Source organism: Bacteroides sedimenti, from assembly GCF_040365225.1.
Taxonomy (GTDB): Bacteria; Bacteroidota; Bacteroidia; order Bacteroidales; family Bacteroidaceae; genus Bacteroides; species Bacteroides sedimenti.
The window spans coordinates 2,448,558-2,472,705 of record NZ_AP028055.1 but is presented as its reverse complement, the minus strand read 5'-3'; the positions used below and the strand labels follow the sequence as shown (position 1 = coordinate 2,472,705).

Annotated in this window: 20 protein-coding genes and 2 pseudogenes; 20 read left to right on the top strand and 2 right to left on the bottom strand. The window is 35.6% G+C overall.

The features are described from left to right. Positions 1–5: 5 nt before the first annotated feature. Entirely contained in the window at positions 6–908 is a 903-nt protein-coding gene (locus tag ABWU87_RS09725) for a nucleotidyltransferase (RefSeq protein WP_353330284.1), read from the top strand. Between the two features lie 1,171 nt (positions 909–2,079). Here ABWU87_RS09725 and ABWU87_RS09720 read toward each other — a convergent pair. Beyond that, entirely contained in the window at positions 2,080–2,229 is a 150-nt protein-coding gene (locus ABWU87_RS09720) for a hypothetical protein (RefSeq protein ID WP_353330282.1), read from the bottom strand. 467 nt (positions 2,230–2,696) lie between these two features. Here ABWU87_RS09720 and ABWU87_RS09715 point away from each other — a divergent pair, with 467 nt between their 5' ends. The 15 genes and pseudogenes from ABWU87_RS09715 (at position 2,697) to ABWU87_RS09640 (ending at position 15,939) form a co-directional block, all read left to right on the top strand. Beyond that, positions 2,697–3,212 carry a hypothetical protein gene (locus ABWU87_RS09715; protein WP_353330281.1) on the top strand — a complete coding sequence of 172 codons (516 nt, stop codon included), beginning with the start codon at positions 2,697–2,699 and terminating at the stop codon, positions 3,210–3,212. A 205-nt stretch (positions 3,213–3,417) separates the two neighbouring features. Next, positions 3,418–3,933, top strand: coding sequence for a hypothetical protein (locus ABWU87_RS09710; RefSeq protein ID WP_353330280.1), 516 nt, complete (start codon positions 3,418–3,420; stop codon positions 3,931–3,933). A 1,024-nt stretch (positions 3,934–4,957) separates the two neighbouring features. Then, complete coding sequence (locus ABWU87_RS09705) at positions 4,958–5,551, top strand: hypothetical protein (protein ID WP_353330278.1); 594 nt, start codon at positions 4,958–4,960, stop codon at positions 5,549–5,551. Between the two features lie 84 nt (positions 5,552–5,635). Next, positions 5,636–6,190, top strand: coding sequence for a hypothetical protein (locus ABWU87_RS09700; protein ID WP_353330276.1), 555 nt, complete (start codon positions 5,636–5,638; stop codon positions 6,188–6,190). 81 nt (positions 6,191–6,271) lie between these two features. Then, the gene (locus ABWU87_RS09695) at positions 6,272–6,700 is read left to right on the top strand and encodes a hypothetical protein (RefSeq protein WP_353330274.1); all 429 of its coding nucleotides are present in this window, start codon (positions 6,272–6,274) and stop codon (positions 6,698–6,700) included. 167 nt (positions 6,701–6,867) lie between these two features. Next, complete coding sequence (locus ABWU87_RS09690; protein WP_353330272.1) at positions 6,868–7,380, top strand: hypothetical protein; 513 nt, start codon at positions 6,868–6,870, stop codon at positions 7,378–7,380. A gap of 273 nt (positions 7,381–7,653) precedes the next feature. After that, on the top strand, positions 7,654–8,058 hold the full coding sequence (locus ABWU87_RS09685; RefSeq protein WP_353330270.1) for a hypothetical protein: 405 nt from the start codon (positions 7,654–7,656) through the stop codon (positions 8,056–8,058). Positions 8,059–8,686: 628 nt separating this feature from the next. Next, positions 8,687–9,789, top strand: a pseudogene (locus ABWU87_RS09680) (IS3 family transposase). A 491-nt stretch (positions 9,790–10,280) separates the two neighbouring features. Then, entirely contained in the window at positions 10,281–11,126 is an 846-nt protein-coding gene (locus ABWU87_RS09675) for a transposase (RefSeq protein ID WP_353330268.1), read from the top strand. 64 nt (positions 11,127–11,190) lie between these two features. Then, positions 11,191–11,709 (top strand): annotated as a pseudogene (locus ABWU87_RS09670) (IS3 family transposase); the annotation flags it as partial. Between the two features lie 249 nt (positions 11,710–11,958). Next, the gene (locus ABWU87_RS09665) at positions 11,959–12,411 is read left to right on the top strand and encodes a hypothetical protein (RefSeq protein WP_353330267.1); all 453 of its coding nucleotides are present in this window, start codon (positions 11,959–11,961) and stop codon (positions 12,409–12,411) included. 279 nt (positions 12,412–12,690) lie between these two features. Then, on the top strand, positions 12,691–13,125 hold the full coding sequence (locus ABWU87_RS09660; protein WP_353330266.1) for a hypothetical protein: 435 nt from the start codon (positions 12,691–12,693) through the stop codon (positions 13,123–13,125). A gap of 701 nt (positions 13,126–13,826) precedes the next feature. Continuing rightward, a complete protein-coding gene (locus tag ABWU87_RS09650; RefSeq protein WP_353330264.1) occupies positions 13,827–14,045 on the top strand; it encodes a hypothetical protein in 219 nt (72 codons plus the stop codon). 916 nt (positions 14,046–14,961) lie between these two features. Beyond that, positions 14,962–15,381: a hypothetical protein gene (locus ABWU87_RS09645; RefSeq protein ID WP_353330263.1), complete on the top strand. Its 420-nt coding sequence runs from the start codon at positions 14,962–14,964 to the stop codon at positions 15,379–15,381. A 222-nt stretch (positions 15,382–15,603) separates the two neighbouring features. Further along, positions 15,604–15,939, top strand: a complete 336-nt coding sequence (locus ABWU87_RS09640; protein WP_353330262.1) for a hypothetical protein — start codon at positions 15,604–15,606, stop codon at positions 15,937–15,939. A gap of 378 nt (positions 15,940–16,317) precedes the next feature. Here ABWU87_RS09640 and ABWU87_RS09635 read toward each other — a convergent pair whose 3' ends face one another. Further along, positions 16,318–17,601 (bottom strand): Gfo/Idh/MocA family protein, encoded by a 1,284-nt coding sequence (locus ABWU87_RS09635; protein WP_353330261.1) that lies wholly within the window; start codon positions 17,599–17,601, stop codon positions 16,318–16,320. Positions 17,602–18,211: 610 nt separating this feature from the next. Between ABWU87_RS09635 and abc-f the strand changes: the two genes are divergently transcribed. The 4 genes from abc-f (at position 18,212) to ABWU87_RS09615 (ending at position 24,134) form a co-directional block, all read left to right on the top strand. Further along, positions 18,212–20,158 carry a ribosomal protection-like ABC-F family protein gene (abc-f, locus tag ABWU87_RS09630; protein WP_353330259.1) on the top strand — a complete coding sequence of 649 codons (1,947 nt, stop codon included), beginning with the start codon at positions 18,212–18,214 and terminating at the stop codon, positions 20,156–20,158. A 105-nt stretch (positions 20,159–20,263) separates the two neighbouring features. Beyond that, positions 20,264–22,297, top strand: a complete 2,034-nt coding sequence (locus ABWU87_RS09625) for a M13 family metallopeptidase (protein ID WP_353330257.1) — start codon at positions 20,264–20,266, stop codon at positions 22,295–22,297. A gap of 205 nt (positions 22,298–22,502) precedes the next feature. Next, positions 22,503–22,886 (top strand): DUF6769 family protein, encoded by a 384-nt coding sequence (locus tag ABWU87_RS09620; protein ID WP_353330255.1) that lies wholly within the window; start codon positions 22,503–22,505, stop codon positions 22,884–22,886. Positions 22,887–22,967: 81 nt separating this feature from the next. Continuing rightward, positions 22,968–24,134, top strand: coding sequence for an efflux RND transporter periplasmic adaptor subunit (locus ABWU87_RS09615; RefSeq protein ID WP_353330253.1), 1,167 nt, complete (start codon positions 22,968–22,970; stop codon positions 24,132–24,134). Positions 24,135–24,148: the final 14 nt, after the last annotated feature.

Genomic DNA, 24,148 nt, shown 5'->3' with positions numbered 1-24,148 from the left:
CAAAAATGAAACCTACATTATTTGTACTAGCTGCCGGTATGGGCAGTCGGTATGGTGGCTTGAAGCAGTTAGACGGACTGGGCCCCAACGGCGAAACAATCATGGACTATTCAATTTACGATGCAATCCGCGGTGGATTTGGTAAACTTGTATTCGTTATCCGTGAAAGTTTCGAGAAAGATTTCCGCGAAAAGATTATTTCAAAATACGAAAACCATATCCCGGTTGAAGTGGTATTTCAGGATTTGAACGACCTTCCTGCCGGATTCAAATGCCCCGAAGGCAGAGAAAAACCATGGGGAACCAACCACGCAGTGCTGATGGGTAAGAGTGTAATCAACGAACCATTTGCCGTAATCAATGCCGACGACTTCTATGGAAGAGACAGTTTCGCTGTATTGGGCAAAGCTCTGGCAGAACTGGAAGGCAAGAAGAACGATTACTGCATGGTGGGTTACCGTGTAGGTAATACTCTTTCAGAAAGCGGTAGCGTGGCACGTGGCGTTTGTGCAACAGACGAAAACGGGTTCCTGACTACAGTTGTTGAACGCACAGCAATCGAACGCATTGATGGTAAGATTCAGTTCAATGACGAAAACGGCGAAACAGTTACTATCGACGATAATACTCCGGTTTCTATGAACATGTGGGGCTTCACTCCCGACTATTTCCAGTATTCAGAAGATTTCTTCATTGAATTCCTGAAAGCAAACATGGATAACCTGAAATCAGAATACTTCATTCCGTTGATGGTTAATGAGCTGATTAACAATGGTACTGCCCGTGTTAAGGTTCTTGATACTACTTCAAAATGGTTTGGTGTAACTTATGCAGCAGACCGTCAGTCTGTTGTTGATAAGATTCAGGCGCTGGTTGACGCAGGTGAATATCCTGCAAAATTGTTCTAATAGGACAGTAGCCAATAAAATATAATATGCCGTGTCAAAAGGAGCTACTTTTGGCACGGTTTTTTTTTTGTTTTGTTGCTACCGCTATCTCCGGGGCTAACCTCGCTGAGCGAATACCGGCTTTTTTGTTTTTGCTCTATTGTTATTGACTTAATATTCAATTGTTTAGTCTTCTGGCTTTGTTTGATGTAAATATTTCAACTACTACCGCCACTAAAATTGTTTACAAAAGAAAGAACGACTCAGGATAAAGTCATTTTCATAACTGCGGGGGTTGAGAGGGTGGAGTAAAATAGTCCTTTTTTCGGTTTCAGAATTTCATATTTGAAAAAAATTCTTTTTGAAGAATTTTCAAATTTCATTTTTTGAAACTGAAAAACCTTTGTTTTCTCTCCACCCTCTCAACCCTGGAGAATAACCTTGTAGTAATATGTGGCTGGTTATCTGCGTTATAGATATTAAAGACAACCCAAATCAGGGTTCAGAGTTCATTAGTCAACCCATTACAGAATTTAGAACAACAGTAGACAACCCAGAACCAGCGATTAGGGAAACTAGACAATGAATTAACCCAGCCAACACCATCAATTACCCCAATCATGTACAAGATTAGGGGGTAATCATGTACAAGATTGAACCCAAACATGTACAAGATTGAGGTGAAACATGTACAAGATTGGGCTAACTCTTGCCGTTGTTTTGGTTAGTTTTCCCGGTTGTTTTGATTAGTTCTCCATGGACAAAGAACTATTGTACTGAGGCAACTCCATAATTAGATTTGCCGGGTACAGTTACCGTAACAGGGGAGTGGTGCGTCGTTATCATATCCAGAATCGGCATGTCCTATCGAAAAACACACCACAACAGACAATTGCGTGCTGCATTTGTAAAGGTCAACTGTTAGTCTGAACAATTCAAAGCACCACAATAGGCAGCCGTATGCTGTTTTTATCCGCTTTTATCGTCGGAACCCATCCAATTAAGACCCTTTTTGTGATATTACCGGAACTGTTATTTCCTCTGCACCATTATTTGAGTGATGTAATAAAATGATTATCAGTATTGTATAAAATGACGTGGTGTACATGGTGCACTAAAAACAAGCTTATTACGTTTCCAGAAAATCATATTTGAAAAAAAGTATTTTAGAAGAATTTTCATTTTTCATTTTCTAGAATTGAAAAACAGTCGTTTTATCTACACCATCTACACCACCTTTTAGACTATTCCTTACCGGAAGTGGTGCAAAAACAAGGCTTTGGGTGGGAGAGAAAGCAATTGTCTGCCACCCCGAACCTTTTATTTCTAAATTATATCCCATTGATAATGAGTGTTGTATATAATGATGGGTGGCAGAGGTGGCAGAGAAAACGACCTATTTACCTTTCTGTAAATCCTAAAACGAAAAAAAGTATTTTTGAAGATTTTTCATTTTTCATTTTCTGAAACCGTAATACATCCTTTTTTAGTGCCACCTCTGCCACCCCAAAGTAAATATTATGTTTGTTCCTGGAAAGGTGGGACAAAAGTGTTTTGTGCCACCTTTCATTAATCTGCATAAACCATTAAAGCTATATTGAAAATAAAAAACAAATAAAAGACAAATTGATAAAATATGTTTTTATATTTGTGTTTAGTAATGAGCTGTGATATAAACGGTTTATAATAAGAACTGTAAATGTATCTTCAATTTAGGATTCAAGAATATGTAAATATGGCATTGCAGCTCTACAAGAAGAATTAGGAACTGTTGGGTTAAAAGGGATATGCCTATATTGAAATAATATTATGAAAGAACAAGGATCAAAACAAGGGGACTTACCAATGGTTAAGAAAGGCATTTTTTCCCTTCTGGTTGTATTCTTATTAGGAATTAATTGTCAGAGTATTGCACAGGAAAAACCGACGAATTTTGTACCGTTACTTTTTGATACTGTAAAAGTAGGTGTAAATTATAAAAGAGAACGATTGTGCATAAAGGATACTCTTATTCAAGATTCTTTGAGAATTTTATTTAGAGTTGCTTTAAAGTTTGAATACCCTTTAAATGATATCAGTAAACCGGTGATTGTAAAATCGGTAGAACTGACAGATTTGCATGTTAAATCACTAACAACAAATAAACAGTTTTGCATTTACCATAACGAAAGGAAAATGTCCCGATATCAAAGAGAGATTTGGAATAGATATTCAAGAATGTTTGATTACTGGTATCGTAATCAGCCTTATGAGAAGTTGGTTTATAGACAAGAATATGGGGATTTAGCTTATTTGGGAGGAGTGTTATATACGACATATCGCTAGGTGAGAGCTTGGTGGACTAGCAAATTTATCCGGTTGTGCAAAATAAGCGAAGTTTCAAATCAACGTGAAACTTTATCGTTCAAAAAACTTAATTATTAACAGTTTGTCTGGCTTATCAACAAAAGGGCAATTGGTTCAAAAAGTGGTTATTTGGAAAGGAGAGCTAACGCTGGTTTGCACTAATTTTTAAAACAATATAACAACTATGAAGAAACTGTTTTTATTTATAATATATTTGTTACTAATAGGGAATTTGTCTGGACAAATAGCTCAAAAACAAAAAGTTGTTCTATTAAATTTTCGTTCAAATAAAATTGTAAATATATACAATTCATGGACTAAAGAAAAAATAATTGCTAAAATAGAAGATGATTCCATTGCGGAGAATTATTATTGGTTTGATTTTAAATCAAAAAAAGATAGCATGATTAACGTAATTGCGTCGTCGACAAATAATAACAAAAAACAGATCCGAGGATGGGTGAAAATAACAGATACAGGTATTTACCTTCGTCCACGTAATACTATTTATATAATATATGAAAAGCCCGATCGTAAATCCAATAATGTTAAAATTACATTATATGGAAGTTTTCTTGTTAAAGTACTAGATATTAGTAATTCTTGGTTGAAAATTGAAGTGTTTCATAAAAACATACTGTATAGATATTGGTTACCTTATGAATATCAATGTTGTGATATTTATGATTCTTGCACGTAAAGTTTATAATAAAGAGCGTTTTGGCGAATTTCATATATTTATGCCAACAACCCCCTCTCCCATAAATTTAAATCTATGGGCATATCTTATTCGAAAATTATCCGAACAAATTAATTACCAATAAGTGGTCTTGAAAAAAAATACATAAACGACAAAAGCTGAAATTAAATGAATTTATATTACATACTTTTAGAATTAGATTATGATGATTACATCGGCTCAAATAATGAGTTGCGTTATGAGTTTCAACAAAAACAAGTTATATCGGCGATTATTTATCAAAAGCCATTAGGAAATCGAGGTTCAGAACGGATGAGTTGAGTTTTTATAAAATATACCACATATACCATGGATAAATTAAGAAATATCCTCAATATCATAACAATAGCAGCTGTAAGCATTGATATGTTTTTTAGAGATAAATTGCCAGTTATAATTCGCAATAATTCTTGGAAAATTATAGCTACTTTAGTTGTTATAATTATTATTCTAGAAATATTAAGGAGGAAAAATAAATGAAGCAAATTGTAGATTATTTTTGCAAATATTCAAAAGAGATATTATTAAATATATTTTATGCGTATTTCCTGTTTTTAGTGGGACTTTATTGTTTGGATATTGAGATTACAGCTATTTATGGCTTTATCTACTTCTTTATCCTTGGTTTATATTTAGGGAATTTGATTGCATTAAAAGTTTCTGAATATCAGAGAAAAAAGGAATGATAGAAAACTAACTGTGTCTGATTTCCTTTTTATATTGCTAATCATGGAAATGGAGAAAAATATGATTTCAGAACGACTAATGGAACAGATAAACCCATTGAAAGCATAGGGCAAAATTGATGAATGACAATAGGTGAGAACAAATGCACCGGAGTAGTAACGTATAGTTCGGCAATAGATATAGGAAATATTGCAGCAGGGTATGTTGCAGGCGCCAATATTTTCAATGATAAAACATTAACAAGTTGTAGCAAAGTTCTAAAGAAATCAATTGTAATAACAAATATAAGACCACCAAGATGAAAAATAGAAGTCTTATTATCATATTGTTGATATTGCCTTTATGTTTATTGAAAGGGCAACAATTGAATAAAGACAATTTTAATCAATTCGTCAATAAATTTACTGATGTGAGTTTTCCACTAGAACCTGAGCAGTTTTTTGTTCTTTTGAGTAATCTGAAAACTAAGCACATCAATAGAGTTGAATACGATACTTATTTAAGAACAAAAGATGATTCCTTCTGGGAATTTAATAACGATTATGAATATTGTTTTGGAGGCAAAAAGAAATTTGATAATTATTGGCTCATTTTTTATAGTCGACATTATTTACCTGAAGAAATTAACGAAACGATAGGAGAAATTGTCTTAGAAACAATGACTTTTGACGGAAAATTAATTTCAAGAATTCTTGTTAACGGTGGATATGGCGACACAAGAGATTACACATTCCAATCCAAAATATATTCGCCGGATAAAATTGAACTTATCTATACAAAGTACATAGATGTCAAGCTTATTAAAGAAACAAATACATATGAATCAAAAGAAACTAAATATACAAAATACTACTACATTCAAAAAGACGGTAAAATAGTATTAATTCTATAGGATATCAGTTTGACCTCTCCCCGAAAAAACGAACACTTTAAAGTTACGAGATATGAATGTAAATAATTTTAAAATCGTACTGAAATGAAGAAAATAGCAATGTTTATTTTGTTCTTTTCTCTTCTTAATTGTTTGAAGGCTGATACCTTTGATAAATATATTTATAAGAAAAAATCTGTACCTTTATTGGAATGTAAAAATAATGCATTACATGATTTGATTATAGATATGTTTGAGGCAGAGAAAAAATGTGATTATTATAGTGATACCCTTATGATGTCAGTACGTATAATGTCAGATTCATTTTATTTCCCTAATGAATCATCTGATAAATATGTACTCAAATTTGAAACTGGAGCTAGCAGCTCTTGTTTTGTAAGTTTAGATCCTAAAGGGTGTTTTTATGTAAATAAACATATCTGCTTTGTATACGGTGAAATACCTCCAGCTCTATTTAATGTAACCAAAAGCAAACTCAGCTTGTTTTATAGAATACCTACTTTTAGGAAGCTAAAAAAAGGAGAAATTCCACAAATTGTTGAAGAAATGGCAATCATAGACATGTTTTCACAATGGTTGTATTCTTTTGAAAATAGTAATTTTAAATTGATGGAAATGTTTCCAATGTGTACGAAGTAGGTATTTCATCCAAACAAATATGATTCAATTACATATATAAATATCGTTTATATGATGATACAATCTATAAATAGCTTGATTATGAGTAAGTTTAATTTAATGTTCATCTCAGTTTTATGCATTGTTCCTTTTGTGCAATGTGAAGCAGGAACAAATATAGATGAAATTAAATATGCCGTTGTGTTAAATGATACTATTAAAGGCGACAAATCGAAAAATACAAAAATAGAACAATGTTTGATTGGGGAATGGTTTATACCTCACGCTGCTGATATAAACATAACGTTTAATGAAGACAGAACCTTTGTTTTTAATGACTTCAATATTAAAACAGAGGAAATAGAAGTTTTGCACGGAACGTTTAAATTAAGTGGCAATGAATTGATATTAAAGTACGACAATAAGCCACAACAGACCTTTAAATTTGAAAAAGGAAAAGGAGCAGACAATAATTACTATATTACAAAAGGGAAAAAATATTATTTTGTAAAAGGTGATATCAGTCTCTAACTATATTTGTGTTTAGTTATGGGCTCTGTTATAAACGGTTTATAATAAGAAATCTAACTGAATATTCAATTTAGTATTCAAGAATATGTAAATATGGCATTGCAGCTCTACAAGAAGAATTAGGAACTGTTGGGTTAAAAGGGATATGCCTATATTGAAATAATATTATGAAAGAACAAGGATCAAAACAAGGGGACTTACTAATGATTAAGAAAGACATTTTTTTTCTTCTGGTTGTATTCTTATTAGGAATTAATTGTCAGAGTATTGCACAGAAAAAATATAATCCATTTCATAGGGTGGAAGTGCCTGATAGCATTAGCTTAAAACTTGAGAATGCATATAAGTTAATAACTGACTGTGATAGTGTAAATGCAGGTAGGAATGTCTGGAATATCGTAGATAGAAAAGATTTGGTTTTCAAAGATGGGTTATATTCTTTCCAAGGTCAAGGCCCCCATTTCCCAAGATGTATTTTTATTTATAAAGATAATAAAATATTTATATTTAAGAGTGTTGGGGCTTTTGACCCTGTTGGGGTTTTAAAGGAATATATTGAATGCATTGAGTATTTGAAACTGTCCGAAAAAGAGCAAATAAAATATCTTAAGTATATAGCATCTTATTTAGAAAATGAGTCAGGCTTAACTTATGGTCGTGAAATTATTAAAATGGAATAGATATTCAAGAATGTTTGATTACTGGTGTCGTAATCAGCCTTATGAGAAGTTGATTTATTGACAATAGTATGAGGATATAATTTATTTTGGAAGAGTGTTATATACAACACATCGCTAGGTGAGAGCTTGGTGGACTAGCAAATTTATCCGGTTGTGCAAAATGAGTTGAATTGTAACGCAGCGTGAACTTTATTGCATTAAAAGTTTCTGAATATCAGAAAAAAAACAAATGATAGAAAACTAACTGTGTCTGATTCCCTTTTTATATTGCTAATGGAATGGTTAACTTTGCTCTGTGTCCGCGCTAAGTTATCAATCCCAATAATTGTTATTCCGGATAGTAAAATAATATTATTAAAAAAAGAAGTTATAAAATATCAAAATGAAGGCGCTATTGATGATTCAGAAACATCTACAAGATTAAATACTTTGGGGTATCCACTTAGTGAATTACCAGAAAAAAGATCATTTACTTATCCTGGTGATGCAAACTATAATTTAGGATATGAATCAGGATATATTCGTGGATATGAGGGAGAATGCATTTGTAAATCTATTGCAAGAGAAATTTTAAATATTTTTGCTTCAGGAAGAGGTGAAAGCGAAGGTGTTAATTTAGCTACAGGAAGCCGAATAGGAAAAGTGAATGGGGAAAAAGACTTTAAAAATGAGGAATGAATATTTTCTCACCTAAAATAAAAAAGAACAAACCATTAATTAAAGAAAAAATGATGAATACTCAATTCTTTAAAGGGGCTTTAACTTTTGTATTATTGCAAAATGTTTATAGTATTTTTATGTCATTAGTATATATCATATTGTCCAATTGTATTGGAACCCCAACTTCGCTGTTTATAGGAGGGGGGATTATAACAATCTTTTTTAGTGCAATCATATTTATTTGTATGAATAGATTAACGAATATAAAGATTAATATACGATTTGTTTTTGTTGCTTTAGTTTTTATTCTTTTAATTGTAATAAAAGCACTTATGCAGAACTGGCAAAGTGATAGTTTGGCTATCTTAACCATTAAATCAAAAGATGAATTTAGATTTTTAATACAGTACATAACTAGTTTATCATCACTATTTTATTTTTGGTTAATATTTTGTATGTTGTTTTATTATAAGAAAATCATATGCTGATTGATTATTTTACAAAATAAAATAGGTCATTACAGAATCAATTAAAAAAGGTTTGGAATTGATAACTTAGCGCGGACACAGAGTTTGTGTGCTTCCCTTTAAATCGGACTGTTTTAAATTAGACAAATCTTATTAAATTTGTCAAGGAGGAATAAAAGATGAAAAAGTCAAAACACAATGAGAATGAAATCGTAAAAGCAGTCAATCAACTTGATAGTGGTCTATCTGCTGATGTTATCTGTCGTGAATATGGTATATCTCGTGCTACTCTTCATAATTGGAGATCAAAGTACAGCGGCATGGATTCAAGCCATATTAAGCGCTTGAAAGAACTTGAAGAAGAGAATCGGCGCCTAAAGCAGATGTATGCTGATTTAGCTTTAGACAATAAGATCCTAAAGGATGTCATCGAAAAAAAGCTATAGAGCCCGAGGTAAAGAAAGAGGTTGTAGCAGAAATAGTAACGGATTACGATATCAGCATCACTCGGGCATGCAGGTTAATGTCGATTCATCGTTCGTATTTCTATTATGCTGAAAAGAAGGATGATAATGAGGTCATTGATTCCATTAGAGAAGCCTCAGAGTTTGGCGACGGATTCTGGAAAATCTATTCAAGATTGCTTCGGGAAGGCAAAAAGTGGAATCATAAACGTGTGTATAGGGTTTATAAACTGATGAGGTTTAATAAGCGCTCAAGGCTAAAGAAACGATTACCGGCAAGAGTTAAGCAGCCTCTTGTTACGCCAGGTCTTCCCAATCAAACTTGGTCAATGGACTTTGTAAGTGACAGTTTGGAGTGCGGTCGTAAGTTTCGTGTATTGAATATATTGGATGATTTTGATCGTTCTGCCATAGCTCAAGAGATATCAATCTCAATGCCGGCTGAACGTGTTATAAGAATATTAGAGAAAGTGATATGGCTTAAGGGAAAGCCTGAAGCAATAAGATGTGATAATGGTCCTGAGTATATTTCAAATAAATTCCAGGATTGGTGCAAAGCTAATAGTATAACGATCAAATATACCCAACCGGGATGTCCTACACAAAACAGTTATGTAGAGCGTTTCAACGGTAGTTACCGAAGAGGGGTGTTAGATGCATATATCTTTAGAACACTAACTGATGTTAGGGAAATAACCGAGAAGTGGATGGAGGACTATAATGAGTGTCGTCCGCACCATTCATTGGGTGACATGTCACCCAATGAATACAAAAGAAAGTATGAAACTGATAATAATATTATTAATTTAGCCGTCTAATAACAATAGTTCGGTAAAAAACTATATATCTGTTTATAACTCAAATATTTATGTTGATAAGTTGTCGTTAAAATAAAAGGTTAAGTAGCTGATTATTAGTAAATTTATGGTTCTGACACTGTAAATATTACCAATTGAAATCAAACATACTTAACCAATATATGGATATCTGCAAAGATATTCTTTCGAGAATGGATGCAAAGTTAAACAAAAGTTTTAAAGACTTCTTAATCGAAACGCTTATGTTATACATAATAATTCCTCATAAAATCAATTTCCTGCAATTAGGAAGGTATAGTGAGTCCTGCGAACAACGTTTCAGACAGAATTTCACTAAAGATTTCAATTGAGCCGAGTTTAACAGCATCCTCTCAAAAGACATACTTACAGGTAGCCGTAAGGCAATTGCCATTGATCCCAACTTTATCACGAAAAGCGGGAAAAAGACTCCATATATCGGGCGATTCTGGTCAGGCTGTAATGCCAAGGCTATGCGCGGTTTAGAAATATTGGGTGTGGGGCTCATTGATGCAGATATAAATGAGTGTGTTTTACTTTATACGGTTCAGACTCCTGATCCCAACACATTACATACAGCAAATTGGATGCTTGTAGACTGGTATCTCTTCGCTTTAGAAAAAGAAAAAGAGATTCTTCTAAACCAATCCAAACATGTTGTAGCCGATGCTTGGTTTGCCAAATCAACATTTGTGAACGGACTTGACAGCTTGGGATTCCTTCTCATTTCCCGATTCAGAGATGATGCGAATCTGATGTACATCACAACAGCAGAGAGAACCGGTAAAAAAGGAAGACCTAAAAAGTTTGACGGCAAAATTGATTTTAAGAACCTTGAGCTTACACGATTTGAAAAAGTAGAAATGGATCTGGAAGATGAATTCTATACAGCAATTGTTCATTCCAAAGCGCTGAATAAAGCAGTAAGAATAGTAATTCGAAAAACTCAAAACGGCAAATCCCATAAAATCTATTTCTCGACAGATACCACTCTTTCGGGAAAAGATGTTGTTGAACTTTACAGAACTCGGTTTCAGATCGAATTTTGCTTTAAATGGATCAAACAACACCTTCACATTAAGACTTTCTATGGAACAACAAGTAATGCTGTATACTGCCAAATATGGATTGCTATATGCACTTACATATTACTTGCAATTGCAAAGAAAAGCCTTGGAGTAAAAGAAAATCTTTACATATTTTCCCAGACAATAGGGCTAACTCTATTTGAGAGAGAATCTATAAATGATTTATTTAACAATAATACTAACTTAAAAATGCAGTCCGATGATAACCAATTATCACTTTGGGAATCTTAACGGGACAGCAGTGATTATAGAGCAATAAATATAAATTGTATAAGACAATAATGAACCGGGTTCCAGAAAATACATTCATCCTTATTTACTTCGGAAGCTGAATATATCGAAAACAAGCCAAGTCTGGTCCATTGATGTATCTTATATTCCGATGAAAAACGGGTTTATGTACCTGACTGCTATTATTGATGTTTACAGTCGTTATATAATTGGCTGGTCTCTCTCAAACACCTTGGATAAAGGCGCTTGTCTGAATCAGGTAGAAGTATCTATCAGACGTTATGGAAAGCCGGAGATAATCAATTCCGATCAAGGCTCTCAATTTACGTGTGCTGACTGGTGTGAGATGCTTCAGAAAAACGGCATACAAACAAGCATGGGTGGAAAAGGGCGAGCAAAGGACAATATATGGATAGAACGTTTCTGGAGGACAATCAAACAGGAATACATATATCTGAATCCCTGCTCCGATGGCCTTGAGTTGTACCGGGGGATCCGTCAATATATGGATTATTACAATTACAGGCGCGCCCATCAAGGTGTTGAACGGTATATTCCCGTAGATATTTATTCGGCTGCATAGTAAGTTTTTTATTTTCAATCCAAAGAAAAAGGCTTATTCCGATTCCTGAGAGCCCAAGGTGAACGCGCTTTGCGCGGCCTTGCATGAATCTATATAAAACTTTAGTGTAGATATTGAAAATAAAAAACAAATAAAAAAGAGAAAATTTAAATTAAGTTTATATATTTGTGGTCAGAAAATGGGTAGTATTATATGTTGCGGAGTAAAGCTGTAATTTTTTTTATTTAACAAACAATAATTTAAATTATTATGGGATTATTTAGTAAACGATTTGAACTTAAAAAAGAATATTTTGACTCGTGTTTTAATATAAATGAAACTGAAATTTATAACAGAAGAAAAAAACACGGATTTAATGTGACTAAATACATTGACGGAGGTGCAGTTCATATAAAAGCTGAAAGAAAATCATTTTTATCAACTTTTACCATTACAAATAGTAAGTCTGTTTTTGGCAACCATGAAGAATGTGTTTTCGATGTTTATGAGATGTTTTCATTAAATGATGCTATGATTTTTTTGAAACAAAACTTTACTCCAGTTCCAGAAAATGTGAGATTTAAATTTCCTGATGGTGTCTTTCGTGATTACTATATTCCTTCTTTTTATCTTCCAGATGGTAATGTGCTTGCTTTGAAAAATTCAACTTCCTCATCTTGGTTTAGTTTGCATATAATATCCAAAGATAGAATCTTAAGATAATTGATTCATCGGACTTGCAAACTTTTTATCCGGAAAAAGTTTGCAAGCCCAGCCCGATAGGATTGCGGTCAAAAAGATCCAAAACAACCGTCAAGTATATTATTTAGTTACACAATTATTGAGAAGTACAAAATGTTATAGTTCTTTGATTTTTCCTTGATGCGTTATAAAGGTTTTGTGAAAAATGTTATAAAAGATGCGTTGTTGAAAATATTAATTATATTTGTAAATAGGTTAATTTTGTTATATATTCCCAAAAAATTAAATCTTATAAATATTATGAAAAGACACATGGCAATTTTATCTCTGTTATTATTGACTACATTTGTGTTTGGGCAATCAAAATCGTCGTTTAATCCAACTAAACCAAATGATATTATGGTTGCTGTAATAAATAACCCTAATGCAACTGCGTACGATTTTGCATCTCAGCTTAGTTTGAATAAATCAAATACGAGTTTGTTTTCTTATGATTTCTATAAGACTCGAGACCTAATAAAAAAACGGTTCACAGTAAATAGAGTCTTTAATATCAATGAATACACCAAGTTTTATAATAGGGCAAGTTCTGTTTATTCAAAGCTACCTAATGATGCTTCTGATTTTAACAATAAATTTCCTGATGAAGTAATATATAGTCCTTTTGACGTAACAAGACCTAAAGGTTCCAAGACTTTTGATGTTGATGTAGAATATATGAATAAAAAAAGATGAATAAATATCCTTTTTTTGATAAAGTTAGATTATGTATTCCAATAATATTATCGATATTATTGTTTACAAGTTGTTCGGATTTGATATATGGAACAGCAGACGTTGTATACGGTTTATCCAAAATATTTTGGTTCTTTTTTAAAATTGGTTTAGTAATTATTGGGCTTTGGATAGTATTAGTAATTCTAATTAATGTTTTTGGTAAGAAATAATTATTGATGATGATAAGAAAATTATTGCTGTCCGGTAAAAACGTAAAGCGTATAAATAGTCGACCCGATCTGCCTATTTTAAGGGCAGTTCGGGCATTACTAAAAAAAGTAAGCCCCCTAATCAAAAAGAGATGGCTCAGGAGGGGGTGAATTGGACTGATTAATGATCTGCAACCAAGCCTTTTCGGGATTCTCACAAAAACTATATATGTTGATATAGTACATTAGTGTTTGCCTTATCATTGTTACAAGATTTGAGAAACTCCACTCCCGTTTTATGCGCTTCTTTATGACTGATAAGAGTAAATTTGCAATAAGTGTTACCCATATCTGTGTTTTGATTGCGTTTACGCTCTCCCCAAAGAAGTATTTGAGTGGGAAATTTTGTTTCAATTGCTTGAATAGGTTATGTGAAGCTTCTCATACCTATTTCGCGATGCCAAGGGGTATACTGGACTATGCAATAGTCAAAGCAGAAACATAAAAAGAATGAATTTCAATTTTAATGCTTCTCTGGCGACAGTCAATTTAGCTAAAGCATACGCTATCAGAAATGATAAACCATTTTCAATGTTGTCTATTAAAACCATGATGCACAATGCTTTCCTGCTTCAAATATTTATTGCGTTGTCCGGTATAAGACCGAACAAGAACTTAAATGACAAGCTTGTCAAAGAACTAATTGAGTTTGCGGCTATTGCCGCATAACACATATTTTAAGTCAAACGAATTTATAACGAACTATTGTAATTAATTACCGTCCTAAAAAAGGGAAGCTGACATGGCAAAGTGATAGTTTGGCTATCTTAACCATTAAATCAAAAGATGAATTTAGATTTTTAATACAGTACATAACTAGTTTATCATCACTATTTTATTTTTGGTTAATATTTTGTATGTTGTTTTATTATAAGAAAATCATATGCTGATTGATTATTTTACAAAATAAAATAGGTCATTACAGAATCAATTAAAAAAGGTTTGGAATTGATAACTTAGCGCGGACACAGAGTTAAGTTATCAATTCCAGAGTAAGCTATTTGGAATAACTTACTCAATTACTTTGATTATATATTCTATTGTATTTTCTATCATGGCTTTAATATTATTACTTTTTTTTCAACAGGATTATTACTTAATAACTATTTTTGCAATGATTGGAATACTTAATTTTATCATATCAATAATCACTTTAACTTCAGTAGTAAGAGGGTAAAAGTAAGGAGATTGGCCGGAATATACAAAGGAACACAACAGTGTATCTGTATGATGCCGGCGGGGTGAAACGGAACGTGAAGCAGGTAACTACCACGCAGGATTTGATAATGAGGATTACATAACGCGCGACTTATTTTAAATAAAGCTGATCTCACATAAGGAATGGAACGCGCTGATGTACAAGTGTTATAGCGATGAATATCACAGAACTGGGAGGATAAGAAAATGAAAAAGAAAGTAAGGATAATTATGATTACTTTTTCTCTAATATTAGTTTGCTTTTTTACTTCGGAATGGTTACTCCCAGAATTTAATGGGTCATATGATTTGGGAAATACCAATAAAGAAACTGGAGTAAAAAATAAAAAGTCAAGCGTGATACAAACATTACCTTAAGATACCTAATATGAAAAACTTAATAATTTTATTTATAATGGGTTTATGTGTTGCTTGTTCTGCGACACAAGGAAGCCATAATTTTTCGATTAACAGAGAATCAACCTCGTTGTACAAAATAAAAAAGATTAAAAATGAAAAGTCATTTTACACAATTTATGCAGTACGTAATGATTCTACATTCAAAATTATCAGCTATGCAGATAATACAACTGTTTTTGACTGTGAAAAAATAAAAGTAGGTCATTCTTATATTTTAAATCTAAAAGCGGTTTTTCCTCCTGATTCGCTGTTTGGTAAAGCGGTTATTCCAAATTTAGGAATAAGGGGTTACAGTGTAAATAATACAAAAATGGCTTTTATTGAAGATAAATCCCACAATAAAATTTACACTGCTTTAAATTTAAACGGATTGTATATTAAAAAATGACTTTATAGTAACTAATGAATAAAAGCCCGCTTCAGAGTGTGAGCTTCCTGACTTCCCTGTGTGTGGCAAATTTTAAAATATTCAGAATGGTCTTATGATTGTAGCAGGTCAGCCAAAAGTTATTACCCCTTCGATATGAGGTTATTGTACAGAATTACAGGTCAGGAACAACCGGCAGAATACGATTATACTCACGAATATAGACCATAAAATGATAACGAGATGAAGAAAAATAATTGGAGTTTTAAAAGTAATATAACATGGTTTATAACTTTGTGTTTTTTTGTAAATGTTTTTATAATAGGCATAAGAAAAACCATTGAAAACAACTATTTAATAGATGAAGGTGTTGAAACAAATGCTGTTGTTACTGATGTACGAAAAGTTGGAAGTAAAGGTAAAGTCAAATGTACATATACTTTTGAAATCAAGGGTAGTTCATATACAGGAAGTGTCGACGATGATTATTATATGATTGGGGACACTATCAAAATCTTATATTCAAAGAAAGATCCTAAAATTAATCGAGACAAGAAATTTCTTGATAGATGGAATTGATAACTTAAATCTGTGTCCGCTCAAAGTTGTCAATTCCAGAAGGGATTAATGCTCACAAGTATAAAAAACTTAATGAAGAGATCCGAACCTACTATATCAGGGCTAAAGGTCGAATGGCAGCACCAGGCTTGCAAAGAACCTTCAGGCAGACGGCGCTTTTGTTTCAAGACCAACGGTGGCACGCCATATGAAAAAAATGGGTTTGCGTACCAAATTATCGAAGTGCTTTAAGGTTACAACAGATTCTTCTCATACCTATCCGGTTGCATCTAACATTTTGGGTAGAAACTTCCATAGTGATGACGTCAGTATGGATTATCTCTCTTTCTTGTGCCTGTTATATTGGTGGATTTTTAATTTTTTTTTGGCAGTAAATACCTATAATTCAATCATCTTCTTTTTTATCCTGCTTTCTTCAGCCATAATAGCCATTCTGAACCCTTCGATTGAGTCGTCGATGTTTGAAGGTAGCAGCTCCTTGCTGTTTTCCCGGCAGGCATTGATGAACGATTTGATGATAACATGGTCTCCTCCGCCATGCTTGGAAGTCTCGTTTATCTGGATTCTTTTTTCGGTCCCTTCCTGGAAGTTGGAGTAAGTGATCGATTTCTCGTCCGAAAAGATTTCGCCATTGGTCAACAGAATGCGGGTAGTGCGAAACTCTTTCTTTGTAAAGGCAGACATGGTGAAGTTGGCCGTTACATTATCTTCGAAAAGCATGGATACCACCTGGCTATCAATAACCGTATTGTCGCAATGAAACACACATCTGCCGTAAAGCCCTTCTTTCAGCTCTTTCCGGATTATCTCTTCGTTGATTTTTTCGTCTGCAGTTAATGCAAAGTTACGAAGCCAGCTGCGCTCTTTCAGGTAAATTTTTACCGCGGAATAGGGGCAACTCTCTTCCACAAGGCATCCGTTGATGCATCGGTCCGTGCTTCCTTTTGGGGCATTCTCTTGCTTAAAGTAGTTTAACGCACCGTATGAAGCAATCGATTTACATTTTTTGCCTACCAATCCCTGGATTAAGTCCAGATCGTGACAGGATTTGGTGATGATAATGGGTCCGGCATCTTCTTGTTTACGCCACTGTCCGCGGATAAAGGCATGTGCCATCCGCTCCAGTCCAACGGGCTCGAAATGGATGATGTTGATAATCTCTCCCAGCTCTTTGCTTTCTATCAGTTGTTTTACTTTCTGGAAACATTTACTGTATCGCAGAACGTGGCAGACTCCGACAAGCAGATTCTTCTTTTCGGCAAGGGCGGCAATGTCATAACACTCATTAAGGTTTTGCGCAATGGGTTTCTCGAGCAGTATATGGTAGCCGTTATTTAGGGCATTTATAGCCTGTGAATAATGACAATGATCGGGCGTGGCAATGAATATAGCATCCGAAAGTTTTTTCTGTGCAAAAAAACTGGTTTCGTCGGCAAAAGAGAGATGCTCGGGAATTTGGTAGAGGGAAGTGAAATACTCCCGATTTATTTCATTGGGTTCTACAATTGCAAGAACTTTCAGCTCATCAGGGTATTTCAATGCGTATTCTGCATAGGTCTTTCCTCTGTTTCCTCCTCCCATAATTGTGATGGTCAGCGGTTTTCTGGTCTTGCTTTTATATTGAGTATCAGTAGTCATTTGGCTCTTTCCTAAATTTAGCATTCTTAGTTTGTTGATGCTGTGCTTATGAAATGGTATTCAGATGCAAAATAACTATTTATTTTCATATCCTCATAATCTGAAATGGAAATAAAATAAGATCCGGGTGGCGAATCTTTTGCAAAAAACAAACGGCAAGAAATGCATCTTGCCGTTGTTGTCCTTATTTCTATTTGTTTGAATAGGAAGGCTGATAATTCCCGGAAATATTAGAATCGGAGTTTGTTGTAAACCATTGCTGCTAACTTTACCACTGTGTATAATGCTCCGATAAGCACAGAAAGCCCGAGAACTTGAATTAATTGAAATGTCTTCATAATATTTTAAGGTTTATTGTTATTTAACTATAACTGTAAAGCGCATTTTAAAAATGCAGCACTTACAGTGCTTCGTTACTTCCTGGAAAGGTTCAGATCATTGCATAATCTGCACATCTTTCAAGGTTATGCGCAAATTAATATGAAATCTTTTTAATATCCAAATATACTGGCCAGATTTCTCTCTTTTTGGTATATAATTCATGTTTTTATACTTTTCAAAACTGGTTTTGCTGAATGTGAATCGCGTTTTTGTTGTATCTTTGCATGTTAGTAAAAAAAGAAACAAACAGAAAATGGTTTCAATAGAAGGATTAAAAGTTGAGTTTAACGCAAGGGCGCTTTTTGACGACGTATCGTATGTGATTAATAAGAAAGACCGCATTGCTTTGGTTGGGAAAAACGGCGCGGGTAAATCTACCATGCTGAAGATTCTTGCAGGGTTGCAGGTTCCTACGGCAGGTACGGTCTCTGCTCCCAAAGATGTAACCATCGGGTATCTTCCGCAGGTAATGATTTTAAGCGACAAGCATACCGTGATGGAAGAGGCGGAACTGGCTTTTGAACATATTTCTGAGCTTCAGGCAAGCATTGAGCGGATGAATCAGGAACTGGCAGACAGGACTGATTACGAATCGGAGGGCTATCACAAGTTGATAGACCGCTTTACTCATGAGAATGAACGCTTCCTGATGATGGGGGGCACCAACTATCAAGCTGAAATTGAAAGAACGTTGGGAGGATTGGGTTTTAGTCGTGAAGACTTTTCGCGTCCTACTTCAGAGTTCAGCGGTGGATGGCGTATGCGAATAGAACTTGCTAAGCTGCTTCTCAGAAGACCGGATGTACTTTTGCTTGATGAGCCGACAAACCACCTCGATATTGAGAGCATACAATGGTTGGAGAACTTTTTGTCTACCCGCTGTAATGCAGTGGTGCTGGTTTCTCACGACCGGGCGTTTATTGATGCGGTGACCAATAGGACTATTGAAATAAGCTGTGGAAAGATATATGACTATAAGGTTTCATACTCACATTTTGTTGAACTCCGTAAAGAGAGGAGGGAGCAACAGCTTAGGGCTTATGAAAATCAGCAAAAGCAGATTCAGGAAACGGAAGATTTTGTGGAACGGTTCCGCTACAAGGCTACAAAAGCGGTGCAGGTACAAAGCCGCATTAAACAGCTTGAAAAGATTGAGCGGATTGAGGTTGACGAGGAGGATAACTCTTCGCTGAGGCTTAAATTCCCGCCTTCATTGCGTTCGGGGAATTATCCGGTCATAGCGGAAGACCTCGTAAAAAGTTATGGAGACCATGTTGTTTTTCACGATGTGAATCTTACAATCAACCGTGGAGAAAAGGTGGCTTTTGTTGGGAAGAACGGTGAAGGTAAGTCCACCTTGGTGAAATGTATCATGGGAGAAATAGACTATCAGGGGAAACTGACCATCGGGCATAATGTGCAGATTGGTTATTTTGCTCAGAATCAGGCTCAGATGCTCGATGAATCGCTTACCGTGTTCGATACGATTGATTATGTTGCCACAGGGGATATCCGCACTAAAATTCGTGATATTCTTGGTGCCTTTATGTTTGGTGGAGAGGCTTCTGATAAGAAAGTAAAGGTGCTTTCGGGAGGGGAGCGTACCCGTCTGGCTATGATAAAACTTCTGCTGGAACCGGTGAATCTGTTGATTCTGGATGAACCGACCAATCACCTGGACATGCGTACCAAAGATGTGCTGAAAGATGCAATACGCGATTTTGACGGAACAGTGATTATTGTATCGCACGATAGGGAGTTCCTTGATGGTCTGGTTACTAAAGTGTATGAGTTTGGTGGCGGACTGGTGAAGGAGCATTTAGGAGGTATTTATGATTTTCTTCAAAAGAAAAAGATGGAGAGTCTTAACGAATTGCAGAGCAAACCGTCTCTGTCTGCTTCTCCTACAACAAAAAAAGAAGATGCTGAGGCTGCTTCGGAAAACAAATTGTCTTACGAAGCGCAGAAGGAACTCAACAAAAAACTTCGGAAACTGGAGAAACAGGTTAGTGATTGCGAAGATAAGATAGAGGAGCTGGAGGAGAAGATTACAGGGGTTGAGCAGAAAATGGCTACACCCGAAGGGGCCTCGGATATGGAGCTTTATGCAGAGCATCAGAAACTGAAACAGGAACTTGATAGTGTGGTCGAAGAATGGGAAGTGGCTTCCATGGAATTGGAGGAAGCTAAAGGGGAATAAAACTTTTCTGGATATTTTTTGCATAATTAGAAATTGAACTGTGACTTTTTGCTATTCTTTTGCGTCAAACAATTAAATCATTGCTGATGACTAAATTTAAAATATATGAGATTGAAGAATTATTTACCACTTGTAGCTTTTTGTCTGATGAGTTCGACATGGAACTGTGAACTGAAAGCTCAGCTGACTCCTGGAGTTGATTTCAATAATCTTGATAAGTCGACCTTACCTGGAAACAGCTTTTATCAATATGCCTGTGGAGGCTGGATGAAAAATAATCCGTTGACAGGTGAATATTCGCGTTTCGGCTCTTTTGATAAGCTGGCCGAAAATAACCGTGAACAGCTGAAAGGCTTGATTGAAGAGCTTGCCAAAACCAAGAATGAACAAGGAACGGTGGCTCAGAAAATTGGTGATTTGTACAATATCGCTATGGATAGCGAGAAGCTGAATAAAGAAGGAGCTGCTCCTATCAAACCATATTTGAAAAAAATTGCCGCATTAAAAGGGAAATCCGGAATTTACGCCTTGCTGGCAGATATGCGTGAAATAGGATTAGATCCCTATTTTGGTGTGTATGTGGGCGCAGATGATATGAACAGCTCCATGAATATGGTGCATGCATATCAGAGCGGTATCAGCATGGGCGAAAGGGAATATTACCTTGATAATGATGCCAAGACTAAAGAGATTCGTGATAAATACAAACAGCACATTGTTAAGATGTTCCAACTGGCTGGATTCGATAAAGTGTATGCCCAGAAGGCTATGACTTCGGTAATGGCAATCGAAACTCGTTTGGCAAAGGCTGCTCGTACAAAGGTTGAGCTGAGAGACCCTCATGCAAACTATAATAAGATGACAATTGCTACCCTTAAAAAGGAATTTCCGTCGTTTGGATGGGATGGCTTTTTTGCCGGTTTCGGACTGAAAGGGTTGAAAGACATCAATGTGGGTCAACCTGCCTCGGTGAAGGAAGTGGTGAACATCATTAATACTGTTCCTATGAAAGAACAGATTGCATATCTGCAGTGGAAACTGATTGATGCATCTGCTTCTTACCTGAGCGACGATTTCTATAAAGCTAACTTTGACTTCTACAGCAAAACCATGAATGGCGTGAAAGAGATGAAACCTCGCTGGAAACGTGCCGTGGCAGTTGTGGATGGCTCTTTGGGTGAAGCTGTGGGACAGATGTATGTGAAGAAATACTTCCCCGCTGCTGCCAAGGAAAGAATGGTGACTCTGGTGAAGAACCTTCAGGAATCTTTGGGTGAACGTATTCAGAATCTGCCTTGGATGAGCGATGTTACCAAGACAAAAGCTCTTGAAAAGCTATCGGCATTTCATGTAAAAATTGGATATCCTGACAAGTGGAGGGATTATTCTGGTTTGCAGATAAAGAATGACTCTTACTGGGCAAACATTGAACGTTCAAACAAATTCGAAACTGAATATAACATTTCAAAAGCCGGTAAACCTGTGGATAAAGATGAATGGCATATGACTCCTCAAACGGTAAATGCATATTATAATCCTACAACAAATGAAATCTGCTTCCCGGCTGGAATCCTGCAATACCCATTCTTTGATATGAATGCAGATGATGCGTTTAATTACGGAGCCATCGGAGTGGTTATTGGTCATGAGATGACACACGGATTTGATGATTCGGGCAGACAATATGATAAGGATGGTAACCTGAAAGACTGGTGGACTGCAGAAGATGCCAAAAACTTTGATGAAAGAGCAGCTGTAATGGTTAATTTCTTCGATAAAATTGAGGTGGCACCAGGTGTTCATGCCAACGGGAAATTTACTCTTGGAGAGAACATTGCCGATCATGGTGGTTTGCAGATTGCTTACCAAGCCTTTAAAAAGGCTACAGCAAATGCATCGCTGCCAACTATTGATGGGTTTACTCCCGAACAGCGCTTCTTCCTTGCTTATGCAGGAGTATGGGCTGGTAATATCCGCCCGGAAGCCATCTTGACAAGAACCAAGTCTGACCCTCACTCATTGGGTAAATGGCGTGTGGATGGAGCCCTTCCTCACATCAATGCTTGGTATAAGGCTTTCAACATTACAGAGAAAGATCCGATGTTCCTTCCTGTTGAAAAGAGAGTCTCCATTTGGTAAAAAAGTAGTTGTTTCCTAATATAGTATTTAAGAGGTAGAAACCCAATAGACAGGTTTTTACCTCTTTTTTATTTCATGAAAGTAGTTCTATATTTTCATTGTAGAGTACAAAAGTGATTTTTTAATGAGTATTTTGGTTAATTTCAACTTTTTTCCGGCAATGAAGACTTATATTGTATTATCTTTGTATTTCTAAAACAAACGGATGGAAAAGAGAAGACATATCAGTTGGTTGTTAATACTGGTTAGCATGTTGGTGCTGATTGTTCCGGTGTTGCCCCATCATCACCATAATGGTGAGGAGATTTGTTTCTTGAATGATGAGAATCCTGGTTCGGAGCATCATCAGGAAGATCCTGATTGTGAAGGATACTGCGTTACCAAACTTCACTTCTCTGTTCAACATCATAACTATTCAATTACACAATTACAAGATTTTCCGGTTTTCACTCTTTTCTTAGAGGATATACAAGTTGCGTTACTTCCTCCAAAATTAAAGATTTCAGACCGGTTAGTCTGTTTTTCGGAGCCTTTATATGGTTCCGGATTTCACCGCCTTGCTTCTCTTCGTGCACCTCCGGTAATCTAAACAATGAGTGCGGTAGCTCTCTGCTAATCCGTACCTCCCTTTCATTTTTATTTCCTTTATTAATTATAAACAGATTGCATAATGAAAAAGATATTTCTTATGTGCTCTCTTTGTGCATTCCTATTAGGTAGCTGTAATGGGAACTCTGCATCCAAAGGGCATGAGCACGAACACGAACAGGAAGAACAAAATGGCGAACACAAAGAGGAAGGAGCTGAAAAGCATTCCGATGAAATAATACTACCCAAAGTCAAGGCGGATGCGGCCGGGGTGGAGGTACAAGTGATTAAACCTTCCAGTTTCTGTCAGGTTATAAAAACAAGCGGGCAGGTGATGCCGGCACAAGGTGATGAGGCTACTGTGGTAGCTACTGCGGCAGGGATTGTCTCCTTTAGAACATTGCTCACAGAAGGAGCGAAGGTAAGTAAAGGGACTTCGTTGCTTACCATCTCCTCCAAAGAGATTGTTGATGGCGATCCGATTAATAAAGCCCGTAGCTCTTACCAGATAGCGAAGCAAGAATACGACCGCTCGAAAGAATTGTTGAAGAGCAGGATTGTGTCTGAACGAGAATTTAATATGGTAAAAGAAAATTATGAGAATGCTCGTCTTACATTTGAGGCGATAAGCAAGAATCATTCTGCGAATGGACAAGCTGTGAAATCTCCTATATCGGGCTTCGTAAATAAGATTTTGGTTAAAGAGGGGGATTACGTGTCAGTAGGTCAGCAAATTGCAAGTGTGACACAGAATAAGAAGCTATTCCTGAGGGCTGAGTTGTCTGAAAAGCATTATTCTTCCTTAAAAACGATTACATCCGCCAATTTTAAAACACCATACGATGAAAAAGTTTACGGATTGAAAGAGCTGAACGGACGTCTTGTTTCTTTTGGCAAGGCTTCTGATGCCACTTCGTTTTATATCCCGGTTACTTTTGAATTTGATAATAAAGGCGAGGTTATACCCGGAGCTTTTGTAGAGGTCTATTTGTTATCTTCTCCTAAAAATAATGTTTTGACTGTTCCCAGAACGGCTCTGACTGATGAAGGAGGACTTTTCTTTGTCTATTTGCAACTGGATGAAGAGGGCTATAAAAAACAAGAGGTGAAGCTGGGTGCTGATGATGGTATAAAGGTTGAGATTCTTTCTGGTATTAAACCGGGTGATAGGGTGGTTACGAAAGGAGCTTATCAGGTAAAACTAGCATCGGCCAGTAGTGCTATCCCCGCACATTCACACGAACATTAATGAGGGAGGTGTGT

Excerpts from the sequence above, each read along its gene's own strand:
- ABWU87_RS09625 (WP_353330257.1), top strand. The coding sequence starts at position 20,264 with ATGAGATTGAAGAATTATTTACCACTTGTAGCTTTTTGTCTGATGAGT.
- ABWU87_RS09690 (WP_353330272.1), top strand. The coding sequence starts at position 6,868 with ATGAAAGAACAAGGATCAAAACAAGGGGACTTACTAATGATTAAGAAA.
- ABWU87_RS09720 (WP_353330282.1), bottom strand. The coding sequence starts at position 2,229 with ATGGGATATAATTTAGAAATAAAAGGTTCGGGGTGGCAGACAATTGCT.
- ABWU87_RS09705 (WP_353330278.1), top strand. The coding sequence starts at position 4,958 with ATGAAAAATAGAAGTCTTATTATCATATTGTTGATATTGCCTTTATGT.
- ABWU87_RS09620 (WP_353330255.1), top strand. The coding sequence starts at position 22,503 with ATGGAAAAGAGAAGACATATCAGTTGGTTGTTAATACTGGTTAGCATG.
- ABWU87_RS09650 (WP_353330264.1), top strand. The coding sequence starts at position 13,827 with ATGAATTTCAATTTTAATGCTTCTCTGGCGACAGTCAATTTAGCTAAA.
- ABWU87_RS09660 (WP_353330266.1), top strand. The coding sequence starts at position 12,691 with ATGAAAAGACACATGGCAATTTTATCTCTGTTATTATTGACTACATTT.
- ABWU87_RS09675 (WP_353330268.1), top strand. The coding sequence starts at position 10,281 with ATGCGCGGTTTAGAAATATTGGGTGTGGGGCTCATTGATGCAGATATA.
- ABWU87_RS09685 (WP_353330270.1), top strand. The coding sequence starts at position 7,654 with ATGGAATGGTTAACTTTGCTCTGTGTCCGCGCTAAGTTATCAATCCCA.
- ABWU87_RS09665 (WP_353330267.1), top strand. The coding sequence starts at position 11,959 with ATGGGATTATTTAGTAAACGATTTGAACTTAAAAAAGAATATTTTGAC.
- ABWU87_RS09700 (WP_353330276.1), top strand. The coding sequence starts at position 5,636 with ATGAAGAAAATAGCAATGTTTATTTTGTTCTTTTCTCTTCTTAATTGT.
- ABWU87_RS09645 (WP_353330263.1), top strand. The coding sequence starts at position 14,962 with ATGAAAAACTTAATAATTTTATTTATAATGGGTTTATGTGTTGCTTGT.
- ABWU87_RS09715 (WP_353330281.1), top strand. The coding sequence starts at position 2,697 with ATGAAAGAACAAGGATCAAAACAAGGGGACTTACCAATGGTTAAGAAA.
- ABWU87_RS09615 (WP_353330253.1), top strand. The coding sequence starts at position 22,968 with ATGAAAAAGATATTTCTTATGTGCTCTCTTTGTGCATTCCTATTAGGT.
- abc-f (WP_353330259.1), top strand. The coding sequence starts at position 18,212 with ATGGTTTCAATAGAAGGATTAAAAGTTGAGTTTAACGCAAGGGCGCTT.
- ABWU87_RS09635 (WP_353330261.1), bottom strand. The coding sequence starts at position 17,601 with ATGCTAAATTTAGGAAAGAGCCAAATGACTACTGATACTCAATATAAA.
- ABWU87_RS09710 (WP_353330280.1), top strand. The coding sequence starts at position 3,418 with ATGAAGAAACTGTTTTTATTTATAATATATTTGTTACTAATAGGGAAT.
- ABWU87_RS09695 (WP_353330274.1), top strand. The coding sequence starts at position 6,272 with ATGAGTAAGTTTAATTTAATGTTCATCTCAGTTTTATGCATTGTTCCT.
- ABWU87_RS09640 (WP_353330262.1), top strand. The coding sequence starts at position 15,604 with ATGAAGAAAAATAATTGGAGTTTTAAAAGTAATATAACATGGTTTATA.
- ABWU87_RS09725 (WP_353330284.1), top strand. The coding sequence starts at position 6 with ATGAAACCTACATTATTTGTACTAGCTGCCGGTATGGGCAGTCGGTAT.